Source organism: Sneathiella aquimaris (assembly GCF_026409565.1).
Taxonomy (GTDB): Bacteria; Pseudomonadota; Alphaproteobacteria; order Sneathiellales; family Sneathiellaceae; genus Sneathiella; species Sneathiella aquimaris.
Window position 1 is genome coordinate 2,782,807 of the sequence record NZ_CP112881.1, and the last position, 21,045, is coordinate 2,803,851.

A 21,045-nucleotide genomic window follows, 5' to 3' on the forward strand; every position below is an offset into this window, starting at 1 on the left:
GCTGTGCAGGTACATGTTCGCGACAACAATGTCGATCAAGCGCTACGCGCTTTAAAAAAGAAAATGCAACGAGAAGGTATCTTCCGCGAGTTGAAACTCCGGGGTGCTTACGAAAAGCCGTCTGAAAAACGCGCTCGCCAGAAAGCAGAGGCTATTCGCCGCGCTCGCAAGCTGGCTCGCAAACGCGCTCTCCGCGAAGGTTAAGTTTTCCGCAAACAGGAAGCTTCGGTTTCCTGATCATGCGACAGTCAAAGCCGCACCGGTTTCACCGGTTAGCGGCTTTTGGTGTTTGTGGGGAATTCAGAAAAGCCGGACACGGCCGATCAGAATATCCTTGAACATAACCCAGTCCCCGAAAAGACTATAAAAGGGATACTTGAAGGTGGCCGGTCTATTCTTCTCAAAGAAGAAATGCCCGACCCAGGCAAATCCATATCCAATAACGGGCAGCCACCATAAAAGAAACCACATCCCGGACCAAAACGCAGCCACAAGAGTGACAAGCACCAGAAAACTGCCCACAAAATGCAAGCGTCTGCATGTCACATTCGAATGTTCACTCAGGTAAAACGGGTAAAACTCTTTGAACGACGAAAATCTTTCGTCCGTTGATTGTTGGGTCAATTGCACACCTCCCTTCTCTAACGCAGGCGCGTCATCCAGCAGCCCGGCCGCCTGACGGTCCATCACATCACCACGCGCCTACTAACCAGATTGCGCCGGTCAACATAGTCCGTCAAGATTGATTTCATCGATCATCACGTACCAAGCCAAGACCGTCCAAGGAACCGGTGGACATCAAACGCCGTTCATGGCATTGCGGGGACTTCAAAGTGATTACGGCTCGTGAGGTATTGGCGCGGGCATATAAACGTTAGGGTAATCAGAATTACATTGCCCGACCACTTAGTTCACCTGATACTCAAAGAACATCTACATGGGCTCTAACCAAGCCTGTTCTTTTTCCAGAAAAAACCTGTTCCACCATCACACATTGCTGCGCGCTCTTTTTTACAGATACTCTTGGTGCATTTTGCGATTGCAATAGAAGCCGCGAGTGCGCTTTACAGTTCATTGAATGAGCAACAGGGAAAGCGGAGCTACAGTCAGCAAGTTAGAGATTCTCAGACAACGTCAAGACACTGAAATCGCAAATTACTGAAAAAGACTCACAGGATGGATATATTTTTGTGATTTTTGGAAGTGCGGGAGGAGTATTCCCTGCTTCCTGAGCCTGTTACATTAAACTTATGCAACAAGCTAGGAAATTTGGGCTCTCTGGGTTTTCCAGAGAGTTGGTGCGGCCGAGAAGACTCGAACTTCCACCCGTGTTACCGGACAGCGACCTCAACGCTGCGCGTCTACCAATTCCGCCACGGCCGCTTGAGGTAGAGGGGAAATATCAAATACCAGCGTCGCTGGCAAGGACAGATTTCAATATTTTTTATGATTTGTGAACTTTATTGAATTTTTACCAGTTACAAGCGCAAATCTTCACACATCTTGCTGATTGGGACTAATTTTATCTGTGATCGAGATCCCGATATTGTCATCCACAACAATAATTTCACCATAGGCAATCGGTTGATTATTCGCGAGCACAATAGCATCGTCATCTACGCTCGTATCCAGCTCAATAACGGCACCGCGACCCATTTTGAGAAGCTGATGGATGGGCATGATGGATTTTCCCAGAACAACTGAGATTTCAACATCGACCCCTTTAATCGCTTTATCGCGCATTGCATTCCCTATTCAATAACTCACCGAGATCAGTATCCGTGATTAGGGTTACCAAGAGATTAACATTCTGTAATTGAGGCAACTTGAACCACTTGGGATTAATGGTATAACGACCCATGCATGAAATCGAATGGAAAATTTCAGACGGCCTTGTTTCCTATGAAACAGCCTTACAGGAAATGGAAACCAGAGTGGCCGCCATTCGCGCAGGAACAGCCCCCGAGCTGATTTGGCTACTGGAGCATCCTCCGCTTTATACAGCGGGCACCAGCGCGGATGAAGAGGATTTGGTCGCCCCCGATAAATTCCCTGTATATGATGCAGGCCGTGGCGGACAATACACCTATCATGGTCCGGGACAGCGGGTTGCCTATGTTATGCTCGATCTGAAGAAGCGAGAATCGGACATTCGCAAATTTGTCGAAGACATGGAAAATTGGGTAATTGATGTTCTTGCCCAGTATCAGATAAAGGGCGAAAAGCGGAATGGCCGGGTCGGCGTTTGGGTTGCCCGCGGGACGAAAGAAGATAAAATCGCCGCAATCGGCGTGCGCGTGCGCAAATGGGTCAGCTTTCACGGCATTTCCATCAATGTAGAGCCCGACCTCACTCATTATGACGGAATTGTCCCCTGCGGAATCTCGGAACACGGCGTCACGTCCCTTGTCGATCAGGGAATCCCCGTCACAATGGACGAATTTGATCAGGAATTACGCGCAAGTTTTGAAAAAATATTTCTAAAAGACGGCGCTAAAGGGTCGATTTTGAGCTGAACCGCGCACAGGCCGGCTCTTCTTCAGTTTCACGGGTATGAACATCGACCACCCGCGCAAGAAAAGGGCCGTCAAAACACTTTTCGATCATTTTTTGAATCCGCCTCTCTTCACCCTGAAAAACGGCTTCTACCGAGCCGTCCTTTCTATTACGCACCCAGCCTTTCAAGCCGAGGCACGTTGCGGTTTCAATTGTCCATGCCCGATAGCCAACACCTTGAACGCGGCCTTTAATTCGGGCATGGAGGCTTTTCATAATTTAGGGTCTTCCCTTATTCAAACTCAAGAATAACGTCATCCACTGCCAGCGTGTCACCGGCGGCAGCATTCACGGCCGAGACGATGCCGTCCTGTTCCGCCCGGAGGATATTTTCCATCTTCATGGCTTCAACAACCGCAAGCGGCTGGCCAGCCTTGACTTCATCGCCCAGTCCGACATTCACCGATACAATCAGTCCCGGCATTGGACATAACAGAAATTTTGACAGATCCGGCGCGACTTTCACAGGCATGAATTTGGCTAGCTCTGCAAGCCGTGGCCGCCGAAGGGCCAGCTCAACGACACCACCACCATGGGTAATTCGGATGCCATCCCCCGCTTTCTCAACAAGGCCTGCCACCAGTTTCCCGTTAATATCCGCAACAATTCGCCGGTGTCCGGGCAACCAGTCACATCGTACCGCCAGCACGTGACCGTCAATCGTCACATCGATACCATGCTCGATATCTTCGACAGAGAGTGCCGTCTGGCGATCCAGCCCCTCACTCGCAACCCAATTGGAACCCGCGGTCTCAGCCATTCCCATGATCTCACGGGTTGTCTGGCGCAAATGAACCAGCGTTGCAAGGGCAACGATATTGTTATAGGCACCGTCCGTCAAATCCACACCGGAGAACCCGTCTGGATACTCTTCGGCGATAAATCCGGTGGTCAGGCGCCCTTCTTTGAAACGTGGATGATTGCACACGGCATTGAGGAAATTGATGTTATGCGCAATTCCCTTCACCTCATAAGCATCCAAGGCCTGGCTCATCCGTTCAATTGCCGTGGCACGATCCGGCCCATACGTGCAGAGCTTGGCAATCATCGGATCATAGAACATGGTGATTTCAGAGCCTTCCGTCACCCCCGTATCGACCCGAACATTCTTTCCTTCGGGCGCATGATAGCGGCTTAGGCGACCAATGGATGGCAAGAAACCCCGGTATGGATCTTCGGCATACAGGCGGCTTTCTACAGCCCAACCGGTCAGCGTCACATCTTCCTGCTTCAACGAAAGCGCTTCGCCATTTGCAACGCGGATCATTTGCTCAACCAGATCGACCCCAGTGATCAATTCGGTCACAGGATGCTCGACCTGCAGACGGGTGTTCATTTCCAGAAAGTAGAAACTCCGATCAGCGCCAACGATAAATTCGACTGTTCCGGCAGAATGATAATCCACTTCCTTCGCCAGCGCGACAGCCTGCTCTCCCATTGCTTTACGCAAGGCTTCATCGAGAAACGGGCTTGGCGCTTCCTCAATGACTTTTTGATGGCGTCGCTGGATAGAACATTCCCGTTCGCCCAGATAGATGCAGTTTCCCTGCTTATCCGCAAGCACCTGAATTTCAATATGGCGCGGATCGACAACAAATTTTTCGATAAAAATACGGTCATCGCCAAAGCTGCTGATGGCTTCATTTTTTGCAGACTGAAAACCTTCGCGCGCTTCGTCATCATTCCAGGCGACACGCATTCCTTTACCGCCGCCGCCAGCTGACGCCTTGATCATCACAGGATAACCAATTTCACCGGAAATCTTAACGGCATGATCCGCATCTTCGATCAGATCCATGTGACCCGGCACGGTATTCACGCCCGCTTCCAGCGCCAGCTTCTTGGACTCGATTTTATCACCCATCGAGGCAATCGCTTTTTTGCCAGGGCCGATAAAGGTAATATTCTCTTTGGCAAGCGCGTCGGCAAAAGCCTGATTTTCTGAAAGAAAACCATAGCCAGGATGGACGGCTTCCGCCCCCGTTTCCTTACAGGCGTTTATGATCTTTTCAATGATCAAATAGCTCTCCGCCGCCGGGGCTGGCCCAATATGAATAGCTTCGTCGGCCATCTGCATATGCATCGCGCCGTCATCGGCATCCGAATAAACAGCAACAGTTTTAATGCCCATTTCCCGTGCGGTTTTGATAACACGGCAGGCGATTTCGCCACGGTTGGCAATCAGGATTTTCTTAAACATTGTGCGTTCCTCCTCGCCTACAGCGGTATATTTCCGTGTTTTTTCCACGGATTTTCTAATTCTTTGTTTTTTAACATTCGAAGCGAACTTGCGATCCGGTGACGGGTGTTATTCGGCATGATCACGTCGTCGATAAAGCCTCGATGACCAGCGATAAACGGATTGGCAAAACGTTCTTTATATTCTTCTGTGCGCCGCTCGATTTTCGCATCGTCGCCGATTTCCGACCGGAAAATAATCTCAACAGCGCCCTTGGCACCCATTACAGCAATTTCAGCGGACGGCCACGCATAATTCACGTCGCCGCGCAGATGTTTAGACGACATCACATCGTAGGCGCCGCCATAGGCTTTACGGGTAATAATGGTCACTTTTGGCACGGTTGCTTCTGCATATGCGTAGAGTAGTTTCGCGCCATGTTTAATGATACCGCCATATTCCTGCGAAGTTCCCGGCAAAAAGCCCGGGACATCCACAAGGGTGACAATCGGAATATTAAAACAGTCACAGAAACGGACAAAACGGGCCGCTTTACGGGAACTATCAATATCCAGACACCCCGCCAAGACCATCGGCTGGTTGGCCACGATACCAACCGTCTGCCCTTCGATGCGAGCAAAACCAGTGATAATATTTTTGGCAAAATCAGGTTGGATTTCAAAGAAATCACCCTCATCGGACAATTTCTCAACCAGTTCCATCATATCGTATGGTTTATTCGGGTTATCCGGGATCAACGTATCCAATGAAGGCTCTTTCCGATCAGGATCATCGAAAGTAGGCCGGACAGGAGACCGCTCACGATTGGACGCCGGCAGCATATCCACCAAGCGGCGAACCTCTGAAAGGGCTTCCACATCGTTGTCATAGGCATTATCGGCAACGGACGACTTACTAGTATGGGTTCCCGCACCACCTAGCTCTTCTGCGGTCACACTCTCGTTTGTAACCGTTTTCACAACATCCGGTCCGGTTACAAACATGTAGGAGCTGTCGCGGACCATGAAAATGAAATCAGTCATGGCAGGCGAGTAAACAGCGCCGCCCGCGCACGGCCCCATAATAACGGAAATTTGAGGAATAACACCAGACGCCATGACATTCCGCTGGAATACTTCCGCGTAACCCGCAAGACTGTCGATGCCTTCCTGAATACGTGCGCCCCCTGAATCATTCAGACCAATAATCGGAGCTCCAACCTGAACGGCTTTGTCCATGACCTTGCAGATTTTTTTCGCGTGATACTCGGAAAGAGACCCGCCGAAAACAGTGAAGTCCTGCGAGAAGACAAAGACAAGCTTCCCGTTTATCGTCCCATGTCCGGTAATAACCCCATCACCGGTTATTGCTTCATCTTCCATGCCGAATTCGGTACAGCGATGTTCAACGAACATATCCCATTCTTCGAAAGATCCTTCATCCAAGAGGAATTCAATTCGCTCCCGCGCGATGAGCTTTCCCTTGTTATGCTGCGAGTCAATTCGTTTTTGCCCGCCTCCCAAACGTGCTACGGCCCGTTTTTCTTCAAGCTTTTGGATAATATCTTTCATATCAACTCCCTAACGCCTTTACAGAACACGGCGGTGTTTTTCATTAGTCACAAAGGGTTAAAAACCGGATCGCATTCAGCAGGCTTTGCTTATTATTCTTTCTGCGCAAAGCAGCTTCCGCGTCTTCCCCCCATTCTTCAATAACATGGGTTTCATCCAATTCACTTACTTCAAAGGCCATCTCGCCATCCAGATGCCCGTCGGTAACAGCCAGCGTTACCACCATTGAGCCGGTCAGGCTGACAATGGTATGGATAGCTGCCAACTCAAAATCGTTTCTCGCCTGTACCAGATCGCGAAATCTTTCAAGCGCCGCTTCATCCTGCTTAACGTGGGACAGGCCAGTTGTAGTTTTCAATGAAATATCGTGTTCATTTTTTATCCACTCCAGTAGTGGATCCCAAGCCTTTGATTGCTTTTTGACCAGAGGCGCCGGATAACTCGCCCGGTAACAGACCAGATCGGTGCCACCGTATCCGCAAATTTCGTCAATGACGGCGTCTCGCTGCGTTGTAACCCGGTCAATTGCCGTGGCCGCATATTGCATGCAGGGCATCGTTGACGGATCAACTTTTTCGTCTTGAGCATCCCATTCATTGGCGATTGCAACGGCCATTTGTTCTGATGGTAACAGAAGTTTTTCTTTTGCAGGCGTTTTGATCGGACGCCCATCGAGCAGGACCGTCATGCCAGATTCTAAAGAACCTGCTTCTGCTTTTTCATAAAAACGCTTCATAAATGTTTCTTTGTCGCCAAATTTTGATTGGATAAAACAAACAGTCGTTTGGTTTATACTGTCTTCTCGAGAAAAATCAAGCTTTTCTGCATCTTTATTAGGGATGTATCAAGGAATACAGATCTTTGTAATGATGGATTAGATGATCTGCTCCGCTCTGCCAGAGAGTTTCTTCATCGTGATAGCCCCAATTCACGCCGACTGCATGACAACCGGCGTTCTTCGCCATGGAAATATCATAGCTGGTATCACCGATCATATAGGTGTTTTTGACGTCAGCGCCTACGGCAGTCATTGCTTTTTCCAGCATCTGTGGATGAGGTTTTCCCGGATTGGTATCCGGGGTCTGCAGTGACACGAAAAACCGCTCAAGATTGTGCTGCTCGATAATAGCCTTCAAACCCCGCATGGATTTCCCCGTCGCAACCGCCATGGGCGTTCCCGCTTTTTCCAGCGCAATCAGAATGTCCAGAGTTCCGTCATAAAGTGGCTCGTGGTGATCAGGTTGAAGCCGCCGGCTCATAAAGGCATTCTTATAGGCATCGACCAATGAAAGAAGCAGTGCGTCATCGTCTTTATCTGTCATCAAACTGTGAATTGCCTGATCCAGATTAAGCCCAATGATTGACCTGACAGAGGCATCATCCGGAACTTCCTGCCCCTTGCAGGTAAAGGCTTCCCGCATACAATAGACAATATTGTGCTGACTATCGATCAGCGTTCCATCACAATCAAAAACCACCAACTTTAACGGCACATCCGTCATAATCCGATCCTTGTCTCAATAAGGGGTATTTCAGCTTTGTAGCAGCTGTGAAATTCAAACGAACTGTTACATCAACTGGCCTTGAAAGACAAACAGCCTGTCTGCAATGCCCTTCCTTTAAACGCAGTTTCTTCGACAACATTGTTTGTATAAAAAACTATTTGCGAACGATGAAAGGTCCGATATGGTCTCTGGGACAGGAAATCATAAATTAAAATTGATAAGGAAATCAAAGATGTACCTTTTGTATGATTTCTTGCCGTCCGGTAACGGCTATAAAGTCCGTTTGGCCCTGAAGCATCTACAGCTTCCCTACACCCTCGTTGAAAAAGATATTCTAAAAGGCGAAACCCGGACGAAAGATTTTCTCCGGTTGAACGCAAACGGGCGGATCCCTTTGTTACAGTTGGAAAATGGTGAATGCCTCGCAGAATCAAATGCAATCCTCATGTATTTGGCGGAGGGAACATCCTTGCTTCCGACAGATCGGATTGAAAAGGCACGGGTGTTACAGTGGCTGTTTTTTGAACAATATAGTCATGAACCCAATATCGCTGTGCTCCGGTATTGGATGACCCATGGCGGGCCTACCGACCAACAACAACAGGAACTTCCTGCAAAACGAAAGGCAGGATATGAAGCTCTTGATGTCATGGAAAATCAACTGAAAGAACACCCTTTTCTCGTCGCCGATCGTTTTAGCATCGCGGATATCGCCTTATACGCTTATACGCATGTTGCCCATGAAGGAGGCTTTGATTTGCACGATTATCCAGGCATTCAAACCTGGCTGAAGAAAATCGCAGATCTGGCTCACCATTCTCTCATCACAGATAAATAGCCGCACGTATAGTCGTGATCCGGATAGTTTCTGGTCTCGAAAACGGTAAAGCTACCTCCAACAGAAATTGTAAGGTTTATTGATGAGCAATTCTTCAGCGATTCCGCAAAACACCAGCCTTAATTTAATTAACTGGTTTATACTTATAGTACTGTCGTTTTTATGGGGCGGTTCATTTTTCTTTAACGGCGTTGCGGTGAAGGAACTGCCGGTTCTGACGGTGGTTCTAGGCCGTGTAAGTTTGGCTGCATTTGCCCTTTTCTTTTATCTGCGACTTCGCGGACATCACTTTCCAACAGATCTGCCAACCCTGAAAGCCTTTGCGGTTATTGGCTTGGTCAACAACCTGATCCCTTTTTCATTAATCGTTTTCGGTCAAACCCATATCAGCAGTGGACTTGCCTCCATTCTAAACGCGACAACACCTTTATTTGCGGCGCTTGTCGCCCATGTTATCGGCAATGAGGCCTCCGAAAAACTTACTATCCGGCGGATTGTCGGCATTTTACTGGGGATCGCCGGCGTTGCCATAATGCTGGGACCAGATATTGGCACTTACGGTCTGTCCAGCATGGCGGTTCTGGGTCAACTTGCCGTTCTGGGAGCGACTTTCCTTTATGGTTTTGGCGTTGTCTATGTAAGACGCCTGTCGCAACAAGGGATAGAACCTGCAGTCAGCGCAACCGGCCAAGTTGCCGCGACAACGATAATGCTCTTACCAATTGTTCTGATTGTCGATCAACCCTGGACATTTATCGCATCCGTCAGCAACTCTGTTTTACTAGCGGTTGGCGGTCTGGCATTTTTCAGCACAGCTGTTGCTTATATTCTGTATTTCCATCTTATCAAAACCGCAGGATCGACCAACGCATCGTTGGTTACCTTACTAATTCCGGCAAGTGCGATTATCATGGGATATCTGTTTTTAGGCGAAAGTATCAGCCTAATTGCTTTGACTGGTATGGGATGTATTGCGATGGGTCTACTGGTGATTGACGGTCGGTTGCTAAAGTATTTCAAATAAGAACAGCCCGGCAATGACCGGGCTGTTCTTATCGTTCTTCAGAATGGCGTTAACTCGCGCGATTGACCGCACTGGTGATTGCCTTCAAAGACGCTGTCACGATATTCGCATGTTGACCGACACCAAAGACCGGCCGGCCTTCTGCATCCCGCATTTCCACGTAGGCAACAGCCACGGCATCAGCACCAAAGCCTGTCGTATGCTCACGATAGTCATTAACCGCAAGATCAACACCGAAATTTTCTTTCAGGGCGGACATATACGCATCGATCGGGCCTGTTCCAGCCCCTTCAATAACCTTCTCATTACCGCCTTCGCGAATTGTCGCGCTCAGGATACGGCGCTCGGACGCGTGCGTATCAACTGTTGTCTGGTGATTAACGAATTCAATCTGTCCGCTTGCTTCCAAATATTCTTTTTTGAAAACATCATAAATAAACGCGGAGGACAGTTCCTTGCCTGTTTCGTCTGTAATCTGCTGAATGGTCTTACTGAACTCGACCTGAAGCATACGGGGTAACTCGATTCCATAATCTTCTTGCAACAGATAGGCGACCCCGCCTTTCCCTGACTGGCTGTTTACCCGGATTACCGCATCATAGCTGCGCCCCAAATCCTGTGGGTCAATTGGCAAATAAGGAATTTCCCAAAGTTCGCTATTTGCCTGTTTCAAGGCCGCGAAACCTTTCTTGATCGCATCCTGATGAGATCCAGAAAACGCCGTAAAGACCAGTTCACCGCCGTAAGGATGACGCGGATGAACGGGCAACTGGTTACAATATTCTACAGTCCGCACGACTTCATTGATGTTGCTGAAATCCAAGTCTGGATTAACCCCTTGCGTGTACATATTCATGGCAATATTGACCACATCCACATTGCCTGTCCGTTCACCATTCCCAAACAACGTACCTTCCACGCGGTCCGCACCGGCCATGATGCCAAACTCAGCCGCAGCGACGCCGGTTCCCCGGTCGTTATGGGGATGCAATGACAGAATAATTTTTTCCCGCTCGGGCAGATTGCGATGCATCCATTCAATTTGATCGGCATACACATTCGGTCCCGCAACTTCGACTGTCGCTGGCAGATTGAATATTATTTTATTGTCTTCCGTCGGCTTCCAGATTTCCATGACGGCTGTACACACTTCGCAGGCATATTCCAGCTCTGTTTGGGTGAAGCTCTCAGGCGAATATTCCATCTGAACCTTAGTTTGCGGCATTTCATCCGCCAACTGACGAACCAACTTTGCGCCTTCGGTGGCAATCTCTTTGATGCCCTTTTTGTCCATATCAAAGACAACACGGCGCTGCAGTGTTGATGTGGAGTTATACAGGTGAACGATCGCTTCTTTGGCACCTTCAATTGATTCAAACGTCCGGCGGATCAGCTCTTCACGCGCCTGTGTCAAAACCTGAATTTTAACGCCATCCGGGATCTCGTTATTCTCAATAAGATGGCGGACAAAATCAAAATCGGTCTGAGAGGCAGAGGGGAACCCAACTTCTATTTCCTTAAAACCCAGATCAACCAAATGCCGGAACATCCGCAATTTGCGCTCATGTCCCATCGGTTCGATCAGGGCCTGATTGCCATCTCTCAAATCAACACTGCACCAAATCGGCGCTTTGTCGATTACTTTACTTGGCCATTGACGATCTTCCAGTTTGATCGGCTCGAAAGGTACATATTTATCACCAGGAGTGAATGTCATTGTCTTGTCCTTAGAATATTCTTTGCAGCGCATTAATTGTCAGGCGCGCACGTGTTTTTAGTTTGAATTATGTGCAGCTTAATACGGTCACCGGTCGCTACTCAGAACGGCGACCGTGCATAAGTCGAGAGAGCCCCCCGGATGAAAGCGTCATATCATCCTGGCTAATAAATGGATCAGATTTGAAAACTTGAGTATTTTTAACGTCAGACCAGTTGGTCGTATCTGCAAACATTGATTTTCTCGACACAGAAGGGAAAAGGACTTCACACGCCCCGGCAGCTTTTATAGCGCCGGGCCAGTAAGTCGTAGTAGGCCGAGAAGTTCATTTGCGTAATTCATGATGAAAAAATTATCCATTGCTTCAGATTAGTCAAGCCAAAAACCTCAAATGACTATAAAAGTTCGTCAAACGGGTCCTCATAATCATTTTCATGGAAACCAAGAAGTTTCCAGGTTGCCTCCATATGACTGGAGATTGGCGCTGCAACGGTTAGATCGCCACCTGCCGGATGAGAAATCGTGATTTCTTTCGCATGCAAGTGCATTTTCTTGGATATGGCCCCCTCCAGAAAGGCTTCCGGTCCGCCATATTTTCCATCACCAACAATAGGATGTTCTATGGCAGCACAATGAACCCGAAGCTGATGGGTTCGGCCTGTCAACGGCTTTAGAGCCAGCCATGCAGCTTTCGTTCCCGCTACTGCGACCACGGAATAGTCACTGATCGCCTTTTGCCCAGACCGATCAACGACTACTTTCTCGCCAGCGGCCGTTACAATCTTGGTCAGATTGTAGGAGACCGTCGCTTGATGCGGGCGCGGAACACCCGCGACCAGAGCCCAATAAATTTTGCGGGTTGTACGTTGTTTAAATGCTTCCGTCAGATGTTTGGTTGCCAAACGGGTCCGCCCAATGACAAGAACCCCTGAAGTGTCTTTATCCAGACGGTGAACCAAACGTGGACGTTCATCATAATCAAAGCGCAATCCATCGAGCAATCCATCAATATGCCTGGTTTGCCCGCTGCCGCCCTGAACTGGCAGCCCCGCGGGTTTATTCAGGACAATCACATCGTCATCCATATGCAGGATCATTTGACGGATATCTGTAATATCATGATCTGTCAGCACCATTTTATTGGTTTTAACGGCGCCTGATTTCTCGGATGCCTGGGTTGCCCATTCAGGCAAGGGCGGTATTCGTACGGATTGCCCTGGCTCTAATCGATCCTTGGCTTTAACCCGCTTCTTATCAACCCGCACTTCTCCTTTTCGGAGAAATTTTTCCAGCTGACCATGGGTTACACCGGGAAAGCGGTTTTTGAACCACTTATCCACTCTTTGATCGGCCTCAGCTTCTGTTACTTCGATAAACTGTACTCTGCTCACGCCATCACCATCCGCATGACATGCAACCCTGCAAACAGGCCTGCAATAGATAAAAGGACAGACAGCATTATGTAACTGCCTGCTGAAAAATAATCGCCTCGTTGAACCTGGACGGCTACATCCAGAGAAAAAGTCGAAAATGTTGTAAAAGCCCCTAAAAATCCTGTCACCAGAAACACCCGCATTTCCGGGCTAGGGGACCATCTCAGCGCCATATATTCAATTAGGGCTCCCATTAGGAAAGAACCAGCGATATTCACGAATAATGTAGCGAAAGGAAAACCAGAACCCACTACTTTGAAAAAAATCTGCCCCACACCATATCGGGCGCAAGCGCCAAGCGCGCCGCCAAGCGCAATTGATAAATACATCCCCATCAGTCTTTTTCTTCCTGATTTTTCTTCAGTCGCAGTCCAGCCCAATAATCCAATCGCTTTTGAATATCTCTCTCAAAGCCACGAGAAACAGGATTATAATAGTCTTCCCGCTTCATCCCGTCCGGAAAATAATTCTGCCCGGAAAAACCATCACGCGTATCATGATCATACGCATAATCTTTTCCGTAGCCCATATCCTTCATCATTCCCGTTGGTGCGTTCAGAATATGCTTGGGCGGCATAAACGAGCCGTTTTTTCTGGCCGATTTTGCCGCATCCTTATAAGCCCGATACGCGGCATTGGATTTTGGTGCCGTCGCAAGATAAATAACCGATTGCGCGATTGCCAACTCACCTTCGGGGCTTCCTAAAAACTGATACGCTTCTTTTGCTGAATTAGCCTGCACCAAAGCATTGGGGTCTGCCATGCCGATATCTTCCACCGCAAAGCGCACAAGGCGGCGTAGGATATAAAGAGGATCCTCTCCTCCATCAAGCATCCGGGTAAACCAGTATAAAGCTGCATTAACGTCAGATCCACGGAGTGATTTATGCAGGGCGCTAATCAGATTATAATGCCCCTCCCCATCCTTGTCGTAGGCCGGTGCTTTTTTTGAAATCGCGGCGGCCAGTTCCTCTGCATCAAGGGGTTTATCGCCCGTTCTGAACACCGTCTCAACCATATTCAGAAAAAATCGGCCATCGCCATCGGCTAACTGAAACAAAGCAGATCTTGCGGTTTCCTGCAGGGGGACTTTCCGCTCTTCCAACTGTTCCGCACGATCCAGCAGAACCTGTAAGGATTGATCTGTATGCCGTTCCAGAACCAGAACCTGACATCGGGATAACAGTGCACCGTTCAATTCAAAAGACGGGTTTTCTGTTGTCGCACCGACAAGTGTAATGGTTCCATCCTCAACAAAAGGAAGGAACCCGTCCTGCTGTGATTTGTTGAACCGGTGAATTTCATCAACAAATAAAAGGGTACTCCTACCATTTGCTTTGCGTATTTTGGCCGCATCAAATACTTTTCTTAAATCTGCGACCCCTGAAAAAACCGCCGATATCTGTTCGAAATGCAGATCAACCTTTTCAGCCAATAATCGGGCCATTGTTGTTTTTCCGGTTCCAGGAGGTCCCCAAAAAATTAGCGATGCCAACCAACCGGCTTCAATCATTCGATATAACGAGCCGCCCTCTTTCAACAGATGATCCTGCCCGACCACATCTGTTAAGACAGCGGGTCTCAACCGATCGGCAAGCGGTCGTCCTGCATGGTTTTCGGCGACCTGTTTTTGAAACAGATCACTCAACTCGACACCTGAAATGTAAGCGTCCGCCCTTTACGAACCAAACTAATGATCCAACGCCCGTCAGCATCATTCAGTAACGTTTGCAACTGCCTGTTCGTGTTGACTTTTTGAGCATTCACCGACGTAATGATGTCTCCAGGGCGAATATTATAGCGCGCGGCAATACTTCCCTTTTTAACCTTCGAAACAATAACGCCCTTCAAACTAACGGGGATTCCAATTTCAAGTGCATAGGCAGGCGAAAGGTTACCAACGACAGCGCCCGCCAATGGCTGCTGTCCCGTCAACTCAAAGATATCTCGTGCTGGCTTTTCCGGTGCTGTCATCAACGGGATTGCCAAATCAATTTCCTGACCGTTTCGGAAGACCGTGATAATGGCTTTCTCTCCTATTATTCCAGTGGAAATACGGTACAGCAATGCCTGGGGATCCAAAACTTCGTGTCCATCAACCGCCAAAATAACATCCCCGGTTTCAAGCTTCCCAACGTCAGCCGCACTATCTGCATAAACATTGTTGATCAGGACACCACCGGTCCGCTTCAGTCCCAGCCCCTCGGCGACATCCCGTGTGACAGTCTGCCCTTCGGCACCCAGCCATGGACGAATAACCTGCCCTGTTGCCAGGCCATTACTCAAAACGGACTGGACAAGATTAGCAGGAATAGCGAAGCCGATCCCCAAGGAGCCTCCCCCCTTACTGAAAATCGCAGAATTGATCCCGGCAATTTTTCCATCCATTGTTAAGAGCGCACCGCCTGAATTGCCCGGATTGATCGCCGCATCCGTTTGAATGAAAGACCGAATATCGTTGCGCACCCCGGTAGACCGCCCTAGCGCTGAAATTATGCCGGTTGTAACCGTCTGCCCCACTCCGAACGGATTACCGATTGCAAGCACGAGGTCGCCCACTTCAAGGTCATCTGAATCCCTGAACTCCAAAAACGGCAGTTGTTCACTTTCAGCATCGATTCGCAACACCGCCAAGTCTGTGCGTTCGTCCTCCAACACAAGCGTCGCGTCAAATTCACGCCGATCCTGAAGGGCCACCGTAATTTCATCCGCGCCGGCGATCACGTGATAGTTGGTCACAATCGTCCCATCCGGGTTCACGATGACTCCGGACCCCAACGAACTTTGAGTGCGCTTTCTGCTTTTTTTATCCCGGATTCCAGGACCAAAAAACTGTTCAAAAAAGGGATCGCTAAACAAACTCGGGCGGGCGGCCTGCACGACGGTTTTCTTTGTAAAGATGTTCACAACAGCCGGCGATGCCCTCTTCACCAAAGGCGCAAAGGACAATGTAATTTCGCTTCGGCTTTGAGGGACCGTTTTCTGGGCCTGTGCTTGGGCCATATTCCCAAGCAAGACAGCAATCGCCAACCCGGTAATCAGGGAATTAACGAGTGCCGCCAATCGCTGCTGTGGGTATCTAATCTTATTTGATCGCCGTATCGTCATAATTTCGTCAATTCTTTTTACCATGAATGAATATGTATACTGTTGTACAGTATTTTGGTCCAGAATGTGTGCCTGAATAAACTGAATTAGTGCCTGCATTCCTTTGTTAAGGAGAAGATTTTGAAACGAAGAACAGCAACTTTCTTAACTCTGGCCACGATTTTTGCCTTCGGCGCCCAAGCGGTTCCTAATACTTATGCCGCAAGTGAATCCAATCTATCAGGAAAAGAAATCGCCCGTGTGGTCTTTAGTGAGATCGAAAAGCGGATCATCGACGACTATTTTAAAGACCGCGCGGAGTCTCCGAAAAACGATAAGAAGAAAGGCAAAAAGAAAGGTCTTCCACCGGGGCTTGCAAAAAAAGAACAACTTCCTCCCGGGTTGCAAAAACAACTGGAACGGAACGGTACTTTACCCCCTGGTCTCCAAAAACGCTCATTGCCGGACGATCTGCTAAGTCGCCTTCCAAAAAGGGGCAGCCGCTTTGATCGCGTTATTGTCGACAACGATATCGTCCTTCTTGAACGTGGTACGAACCTGATACTTGATATCCTGAAAGGCGCGGCCAAATAGATCAGCCCTCCCTGGAACCAACCGCCAAACAACAAAAAAGGCAGTCATCACTGACTGCCTTTTTTAATTGGTATCGAAGGGCACGTTACGCGACGGCTTCGGCTTCCAGAACTTCTTCTTCTGCGTTCTGGTCTGGTCCACTGTCCTGACCTTTGGCGTCAAGGTCACGATCGACAAGTTCGATCACGCCCATTGGCGCCGCATCACCGGTCCGGAAACCAGCTTTAAGGACACGCGTGTATCCACCGTCACGATCAGCATACCGTTCAGCAATTGTTGTGAACAGTTTGTCGACGATCGCTTTGTCAGAAAGCTGAGCCAACACCTGACGACGTGCATGAAGATCACCCCGTTTGCCAAGTGTGATCAGTTTTTCGACAATCGGACGAAGATCTTTCGCCTTCGGCAGTGTCGTTTTGATTTGCTCATGCTTGATCAATGATGCTGCCATGTTGGCAAACATCGCCATGCGATGAGATGAAGTTCTGCTGAACTTACGTCCAGATTTACGATGACGCATTTTATCTACTCCAAAGCAGTGCTGGCTGCCCTAAAAAGGTTCTTCTAGCCGTTTGGCCAATTCTTCAATATTTTCGGGCGGCCAGTTCGGCACTTCCATTCCAAGATGCAGACCCATCTGAGCCAGCACTTCCTTGATTTCATTCAAGGATTTACGACCGAAATTCGGTGTGCGAAGCATTTCTGCTTCTGTCTTTTGAATGAGATCCCCGATATAAACGATGTTGTCGTTTTTCAGGCAGTTTGCAGAACGAACAGAAAGTTCAAGTTCGTCAACTTTACGAAGCAGGTTCCGATTAACTTCTGGTTCCTGATTCTCTTCCTTAACAACAACTTCTTCAGGCTCATCAAAATTGATGAACAACTGGAACTGTTCCTGAAGGATCCGTGCTGCATAAGCAACCGCATCTTCCGGGCTAACGGTTCCGTTCGTTGTGACTTTCAAAGTCAGTTTATCATAGTCCAGTACCTGGCCTTCACGCGCCGCATCAACTTTGTAGCTGACTTTGCGCACTGGGCTGTACAGACTGTCCATCGGGATAAGACCAATCGGTGCATCTTCCGGACGGTTAGCCGCACCGGCCACATACCCTTTACCCGTATTGACTGTCATTTCCATGTTAATGGTTGCACCGTCATCAAGGGTAAGGATTACCCGGTCTGGATCCATGATTTCAATATCTGACCCAGTATCGATCATGCCTGCTGTAACAGCACAGGGGCCAGACGCACGAAGTGAAATCCGCTTCGGACCTTCAACGTGACTACGAATAGCCAGTTTTTTCAGGTTCAGAACAATATCTGTGACATCCTCGCGGACACCGGCAATTGACGAAAACTCGTGAAGAACATTGTCAATCTGGATCGATGTAATCGCGGCACCCTGCAGACTTGAAAGCAGGACACGACGTAACGCATTACCCAAAGTTAGACCGAACCCTCTTTCAAGCGGTTCGGCGACGATTGTCGCTTCACGATCGCCCTGATCTCCCGGTTCGATGGAGAGATTGGCCTGGATTAGCTCTTTCCAGTTTTGCTGAATCACGGCGTTGACCTCATAGCTTTGCAGGCCCACCATGGGCCTGCGTTATCTCTAAACTCTCAGTGTAGTCACTAATGACGACACTTACCACATATACCTAATTAAACGCGACGGCGTTTTGGCGGGCGGCAGCCATTATGTGGAATCGGTGATACATCGCGAATTGACGTAATTGTAAAACCGACAGCCTGAAGCGCACGCAGTGCTGATTCGCGTCCTGAGCCTGGGCCCTTAACTTCGACCTCTAGGGTCTTCATGCCGTGGTCCATAGCTTTTTTACCAGCGTCTTCAGCAGCAATCTGTGCAGCGAAAGGTGTTGATTTACGTGAACCACTAAACCCCTGAGAACCTGCAGATGACCAGGCAATCGCATTGCCCTGTGCATCCGTGATCATGATCTTAGTGTTGTTAAACGTCGCGCTTACGTGAGCCACACCAGAGATGATGTTTTTCCGCTCGCGGCGGCGAATACGTGTCTTATCTTTAGCCATATTACTTCTTCTTTCCAGCGATAGGCTTTGCCGGGCCCTTACGGGTACGGGCATTTGTATGTGTCCGCTGACCGCGCACAGGCAAGCCGCGACGGTGGCGCAGGCCACGGTAACAGCCAAGATCCATCAGGCGTTTAATGTTCATTGCAGTCTCACGACGCAGGTCACCTTCAACGACATGATCACGATCGATTGTTTCGCGAATGCTAAGTACTTCAGCATCGCTAAGTTCGTTCACACGGGTCTCTGATTTCAGACCAACTGACTTACAGATTTCTTTCGCCTGAAAGGAACCAATGCCATGAATATAGGTCAGTGCAATCTCGACCCGCTTGTTAGTCGGGATATTCACACCAGCAATACGAGCCACGCTAGTTTCTCCTCATCACCATAAATCGGGCCAAATCGACCCGTTTGAATCTTGCGCTTTCGGGAAGCGCGCGATTATATAAATTTGTTTCACCTAGTCAACACTTTAGATGTTCTGCAATTCTGCTTCTATCTGCCGGGTCACTTCATTAATTTCGGCCATTCCGTCAACTTGCTTCAGAATGCCTTTTCCCTTGTAGTAGGGAAGGAGTGGTGCTGTCTGTGCATGATAGGCTTTCAACCGTGATGTCACGGTTTCTGCATTATCGTCACTACGCCGGGTAAATTCTTGCCCACCGCATTTGTCGCAAACACCTTCTTTCGCCGGCTTCAGGAAACTATCGTGATAGCCGGCTCCACAGTTGGCACATGTATAACGGCCAGTGACCCGTTCGACAAGTACCGCATCGTCTGTTTTCATCTCAATAACGGCATTTAATGACAATTTCTTGTCGTTAAGCATATTATCAAGGGCTTCCGCCTGCGCTTCCGTGCGGGGAAAACCGTCCAGAATGACGCCATTGGCGCAATCTGGTTGATCAAGGCGATCAGAAATGATTCCCGTCATGATGTCGTCGGACACCAATTCGCCTCTTTCCATAACTTCTTTGGCTTTTTTGCCAACATCAGTACCGGCAGCAACCGCTGCCCGTAACATGTCTCCGGTAGAAAGCTGAACCAGTCCCCTGCTGTCTTGTAACCGCTGGGCCTGTGTTCCCTTCCCTGCTCCCGGTGCTCCCAATAAAATGAGAATCATTTACGCCGTCCCCCAAGTTTGGATTTCTTGATCAGACCATCGTATTGGTGCGCCAGTAGATGACTTTGAATCTGAGCAACAGTATCCATCGTTACCGAAACAACAATCAAAAGTGAAGTACCACCGAAATAAAACGGGACCTGCCATTGGGATACGAGAATCTCCGGCAAAATACAAACAAGCGAGAGATAGGCTGCGCCAACAACGGTGAGGCGTGTCAGGACATAGTCAAGATATTCAGCAGTTCTTTTGCCTGGACGCATCCCAGGAACAAAACCGCCATGCTTTTTCAAGTTATCAGCTGTTTCGTCCGGGTTGAACACAACCGCTGTGTAGAAGAAACAGAAAAACACGATCCCTGTAATATACAGAAGCATATAGAGTGGCTGACCACGGCCAAGCAGCGTGGTCACTGTTGTCAACCATTCAGGTCCTGTACCGGAGGCGAAGCTCGCCACGGTAATCGGCATCAGCAAAAGGGATGAAGCAAAAATCGGAGGAATTACACCCGCTGTATTGAGTTTAAGCGGCAAGTGTGAATTCTGTCCACCGTAGGTTTTGTTCCCTCGTTGCCGCTTTGGATATTGAATGAGCACTTTGCGCTGCGACCGTTCCATGAAAACGATGAACGCAATAACCGCAACAGACATAACCAGCAGGAACAGGATAACAGCTGTATCCAGGGCCCCTGTGCGACCGAGTTCGAGAGTTCCGACCAGGGCGCTCGGGAGCGCAGCCACAATGCCGGCAAAGATAATAAGGGAAATACCGTTACCAACGCCGCGTGCGGTGATCTGCTCACCAAGCCACATCAGGAACATTGTACCGCCCACCAGTGTTATCACAGTGGTAATACGGAAATAAAGCCCGGGGTCACCAACAGCAGACTGTCCGGTTGACAAAGACATGCCTTCCAACCCCACAGCGATACCGTACCCTTGAAGGGTCGCCAGTAACACGGTTCCGTACCGGGTATACTGATTAATTTTCTTACGGCCCTGCTCGCCTTCTTTTTTCATCTGCGCCATCTGAGGCGAGATAGATGTCATCAACTGCATGATGATTGAAGCAGAGATATAAGGCATGATGTTCAACGCAAAAATGGTCATGCGCCCAAGCGCACCGCCTGCAAAAACGTCGAACATACCCAGAATGCCACCCGAATTCTGTGAGAACACATCCGCAAGTACGGTTGGATCAACACCAGGAATCGGAATGTAGGTACCAATACGGTAAACAATCAGCGCAAAAAGCGTGAACCACAAACGCTTCTTGAGCTCAGTCGCCTTTGAAAAGGCTCCAAAGCTCATGGAGGAAGCCATTTGTTCTGCTGCAGACGCCATTTAGTGATACTCCAGGTTAA

At 48.9% G+C, this 21,045-nt stretch carries 23 protein-coding genes and 1 tRNA gene; 5 read left to right on the forward strand and 19 right to left on the reverse strand.

The genetic code is table 11. The annotated features are described in order from the left end of the window. Window positions 1-3 precede the first annotated feature (3 nt). Complete coding sequence (rpsU, locus tag OIR97_RS13025) at window positions 4-204, forward strand: 30S ribosomal protein S21 (RefSeq protein WP_037493599.1); 201 nt, start codon at window positions 4-6, stop codon at window positions 202-204. A gap of 96 nt (window positions 205-300) precedes the next feature. Here rpsU and OIR97_RS13030 read toward each other — a convergent pair whose 3' ends face one another. The 3 genes from OIR97_RS13030 to OIR97_RS13040 form a co-directional block, all read right to left on the reverse strand. Then, the gene (locus tag OIR97_RS13030) at window positions 301-687 is read right to left on the reverse strand and encodes a DUF962 domain-containing protein (RefSeq protein ID WP_169546141.1); all 387 of its coding nucleotides are present in this window, start codon (window positions 685-687) and stop codon (window positions 301-303) included. Between the two features lie 609 nt (window positions 688-1,296). After that, a tRNA-Leu gene (locus OIR97_RS13035) sits at window positions 1,297-1,383 on the reverse strand. Between the two features lie 111 nt (window positions 1,384-1,494). Beyond that, window positions 1,495-1,743, reverse strand: a complete 249-nt coding sequence (locus tag OIR97_RS13040) for a FliM/FliN family flagellar motor switch protein (protein WP_169546142.1) — start codon at window positions 1,741-1,743, stop codon at window positions 1,495-1,497. 116 nt (window positions 1,744-1,859) lie between these two features. On the opposite strand from OIR97_RS13040, the gene lipB reads away from it, so the two are divergent. Continuing rightward, window positions 1,860-2,516 (forward strand): lipoyl(octanoyl) transferase LipB, encoded by a 657-nt coding sequence (gene lipB, locus OIR97_RS13045; RefSeq protein WP_169546143.1) that lies wholly within the window; start codon window positions 1,860-1,862, stop codon window positions 2,514-2,516. Here lipB and OIR97_RS13050 read toward each other — a convergent pair. From OIR97_RS13050 to OIR97_RS13070, 5 genes are all read right to left on the reverse strand, one after another. Beyond that, the gene (locus OIR97_RS13050; protein WP_169546144.1) at window positions 2,494-2,772 is read right to left on the reverse strand and encodes an acylphosphatase; all 279 of its coding nucleotides are present in this window, start codon (window positions 2,770-2,772) and stop codon (window positions 2,494-2,496) included. The two genes, lipB and OIR97_RS13050, sit on opposite strands and share 23 nt — an antisense overlap. Before the next feature lie 16 nt (window positions 2,773-2,788). Next, the gene (locus tag OIR97_RS13055) at window positions 2,789-4,756 is read right to left on the reverse strand and encodes an acetyl-CoA carboxylase biotin carboxylase subunit (protein ID WP_169546145.1); all 1,968 of its coding nucleotides are present in this window, start codon (window positions 4,754-4,756) and stop codon (window positions 2,789-2,791) included. Window positions 4,757-4,773: 17 nt separating this feature from the next. Further along, the gene (locus OIR97_RS13060; RefSeq protein WP_169546146.1) at window positions 4,774-6,306 is read right to left on the reverse strand and encodes an acyl-CoA carboxylase subunit beta; all 1,533 of its coding nucleotides are present in this window, start codon (window positions 6,304-6,306) and stop codon (window positions 4,774-4,776) included. A gap of 43 nt (window positions 6,307-6,349) precedes the next feature. Further along, window positions 6,350-7,042 (reverse strand): ATP12 family chaperone protein, encoded by a 693-nt coding sequence (locus tag OIR97_RS13065; RefSeq protein WP_169546147.1) that lies wholly within the window; start codon window positions 7,040-7,042, stop codon window positions 6,350-6,352. 97 nt (window positions 7,043-7,139) lie between these two features. After that, on the reverse strand, window positions 7,140-7,808 hold the full coding sequence (locus OIR97_RS13070; RefSeq protein ID WP_169546148.1) for an HAD-IA family hydrolase: 669 nt from the start codon (window positions 7,806-7,808) through the stop codon (window positions 7,140-7,142). Window positions 7,809-8,043: 235 nt separating this feature from the next. Between OIR97_RS13070 and OIR97_RS13075 the strand changes: the two genes are divergently transcribed. After that, window positions 8,044-8,649 carry a glutathione S-transferase family protein gene (locus OIR97_RS13075; protein WP_169546149.1) on the forward strand — a complete coding sequence of 202 codons (606 nt, stop codon included), beginning with the start codon at window positions 8,044-8,046 and terminating at the stop codon, window positions 8,647-8,649. A gap of 196 nt (window positions 8,650-8,845) precedes the next feature. Continuing rightward, window positions 8,846-9,673: a DMT family transporter gene (locus OIR97_RS13080; RefSeq protein WP_456115325.1), complete on the forward strand. Its 828-nt coding sequence runs from the start codon at window positions 8,846-8,848 to the stop codon at window positions 9,671-9,673. Between the two features lie 49 nt (window positions 9,674-9,722). On the opposite strand, the gene leuA is transcribed toward OIR97_RS13080, so the two are convergent. From leuA to OIR97_RS13105, 5 genes are all read right to left on the reverse strand, one after another. Next, window positions 9,723-11,390, reverse strand: coding sequence for a 2-isopropylmalate synthase (gene leuA, locus OIR97_RS13085; RefSeq protein WP_169546151.1), 1,668 nt, complete (start codon window positions 11,388-11,390; stop codon window positions 9,723-9,725). 395 nt (window positions 11,391-11,785) lie between these two features. After that, window positions 11,786-12,781 carry an RluA family pseudouridine synthase gene (locus OIR97_RS13090; RefSeq protein ID WP_169546152.1) on the reverse strand — a complete coding sequence of 332 codons (996 nt, stop codon included), beginning with the start codon at window positions 12,779-12,781 and terminating at the stop codon, window positions 11,786-11,788. Continuing rightward, a complete protein-coding gene (gene crcB / locus OIR97_RS13095) occupies window positions 12,778-13,158 on the reverse strand; it encodes a fluoride efflux transporter CrcB (RefSeq protein ID WP_169546153.1) in 381 nt (126 codons plus the stop codon). Before crcB ends, OIR97_RS13090 begins: the two co-directional genes overlap by 4 nt. Beyond that, complete coding sequence (locus tag OIR97_RS13100) at window positions 13,158-14,471, reverse strand: replication-associated recombination protein A (protein WP_169546154.1); 1,314 nt, start codon at window positions 14,469-14,471, stop codon at window positions 13,158-13,160. Before OIR97_RS13100 ends, crcB begins: the two co-directional genes overlap by 1 nt. Continuing rightward, window positions 14,468-15,931 (reverse strand): Do family serine endopeptidase, encoded by a 1,464-nt coding sequence (locus tag OIR97_RS13105; protein WP_169546155.1) that lies wholly within the window; start codon window positions 15,929-15,931, stop codon window positions 14,468-14,470. Before OIR97_RS13105 ends, OIR97_RS13100 begins: the two co-directional genes overlap by 4 nt. Before the next feature lie 120 nt (window positions 15,932-16,051). Between OIR97_RS13105 and OIR97_RS13110 the strand changes: the two genes are divergently transcribed. After that, a complete protein-coding gene (locus tag OIR97_RS13110) occupies window positions 16,052-16,504 on the forward strand; it encodes a hypothetical protein (RefSeq protein WP_169546156.1) in 453 nt (150 codons plus the stop codon). Window positions 16,505-16,589: 85 nt separating this feature from the next. Here the strand turns inward: OIR97_RS13110 and rplQ are convergent, their stop codons facing one another. The 6 genes from rplQ to secY all read right to left on the reverse strand — a co-directional run bounded on the left by rplQ (window position 16,590) and on the right by secY (window position 21,025). After that, window positions 16,590-17,024: a 50S ribosomal protein L17 gene (gene rplQ, locus OIR97_RS13115; protein ID WP_169546157.1), complete on the reverse strand. Its 435-nt coding sequence runs from the start codon at window positions 17,022-17,024 to the stop codon at window positions 16,590-16,592. A gap of 30 nt (window positions 17,025-17,054) precedes the next feature. Next, window positions 17,055-18,068 (reverse strand): DNA-directed RNA polymerase subunit alpha, encoded by a 1,014-nt coding sequence (locus OIR97_RS13120; RefSeq protein WP_169546198.1) that lies wholly within the window; start codon window positions 18,066-18,068, stop codon window positions 17,055-17,057. Between the two features lie 98 nt (window positions 18,069-18,166). After that, the gene (gene rpsK / locus OIR97_RS13125) at window positions 18,167-18,556 is read right to left on the reverse strand and encodes a 30S ribosomal protein S11 (RefSeq protein WP_169546158.1); all 390 of its coding nucleotides are present in this window, start codon (window positions 18,554-18,556) and stop codon (window positions 18,167-18,169) included. Between the two features lies 1 nt (window position 18,557). Next, window positions 18,558-18,926 (reverse strand): 30S ribosomal protein S13, encoded by a 369-nt coding sequence (gene rpsM, locus OIR97_RS13130; protein WP_169546159.1) that lies wholly within the window; start codon window positions 18,924-18,926, stop codon window positions 18,558-18,560. Between the two features lie 105 nt (window positions 18,927-19,031). Continuing rightward, window positions 19,032-19,682 carry an adenylate kinase gene (locus OIR97_RS13135; RefSeq protein ID WP_169546160.1) on the reverse strand — a complete coding sequence of 217 codons (651 nt, stop codon included), beginning with the start codon at window positions 19,680-19,682 and terminating at the stop codon, window positions 19,032-19,034. Then, the gene (gene secY, locus OIR97_RS13140; protein ID WP_169546161.1) at window positions 19,679-21,025 is read right to left on the reverse strand and encodes a preprotein translocase subunit SecY; all 1,347 of its coding nucleotides are present in this window, start codon (window positions 21,023-21,025) and stop codon (window positions 19,679-19,681) included. Before secY ends, OIR97_RS13135 begins: the two co-directional genes overlap by 4 nt. Window positions 21,026-21,045: the final 20 nt, after the last annotated feature.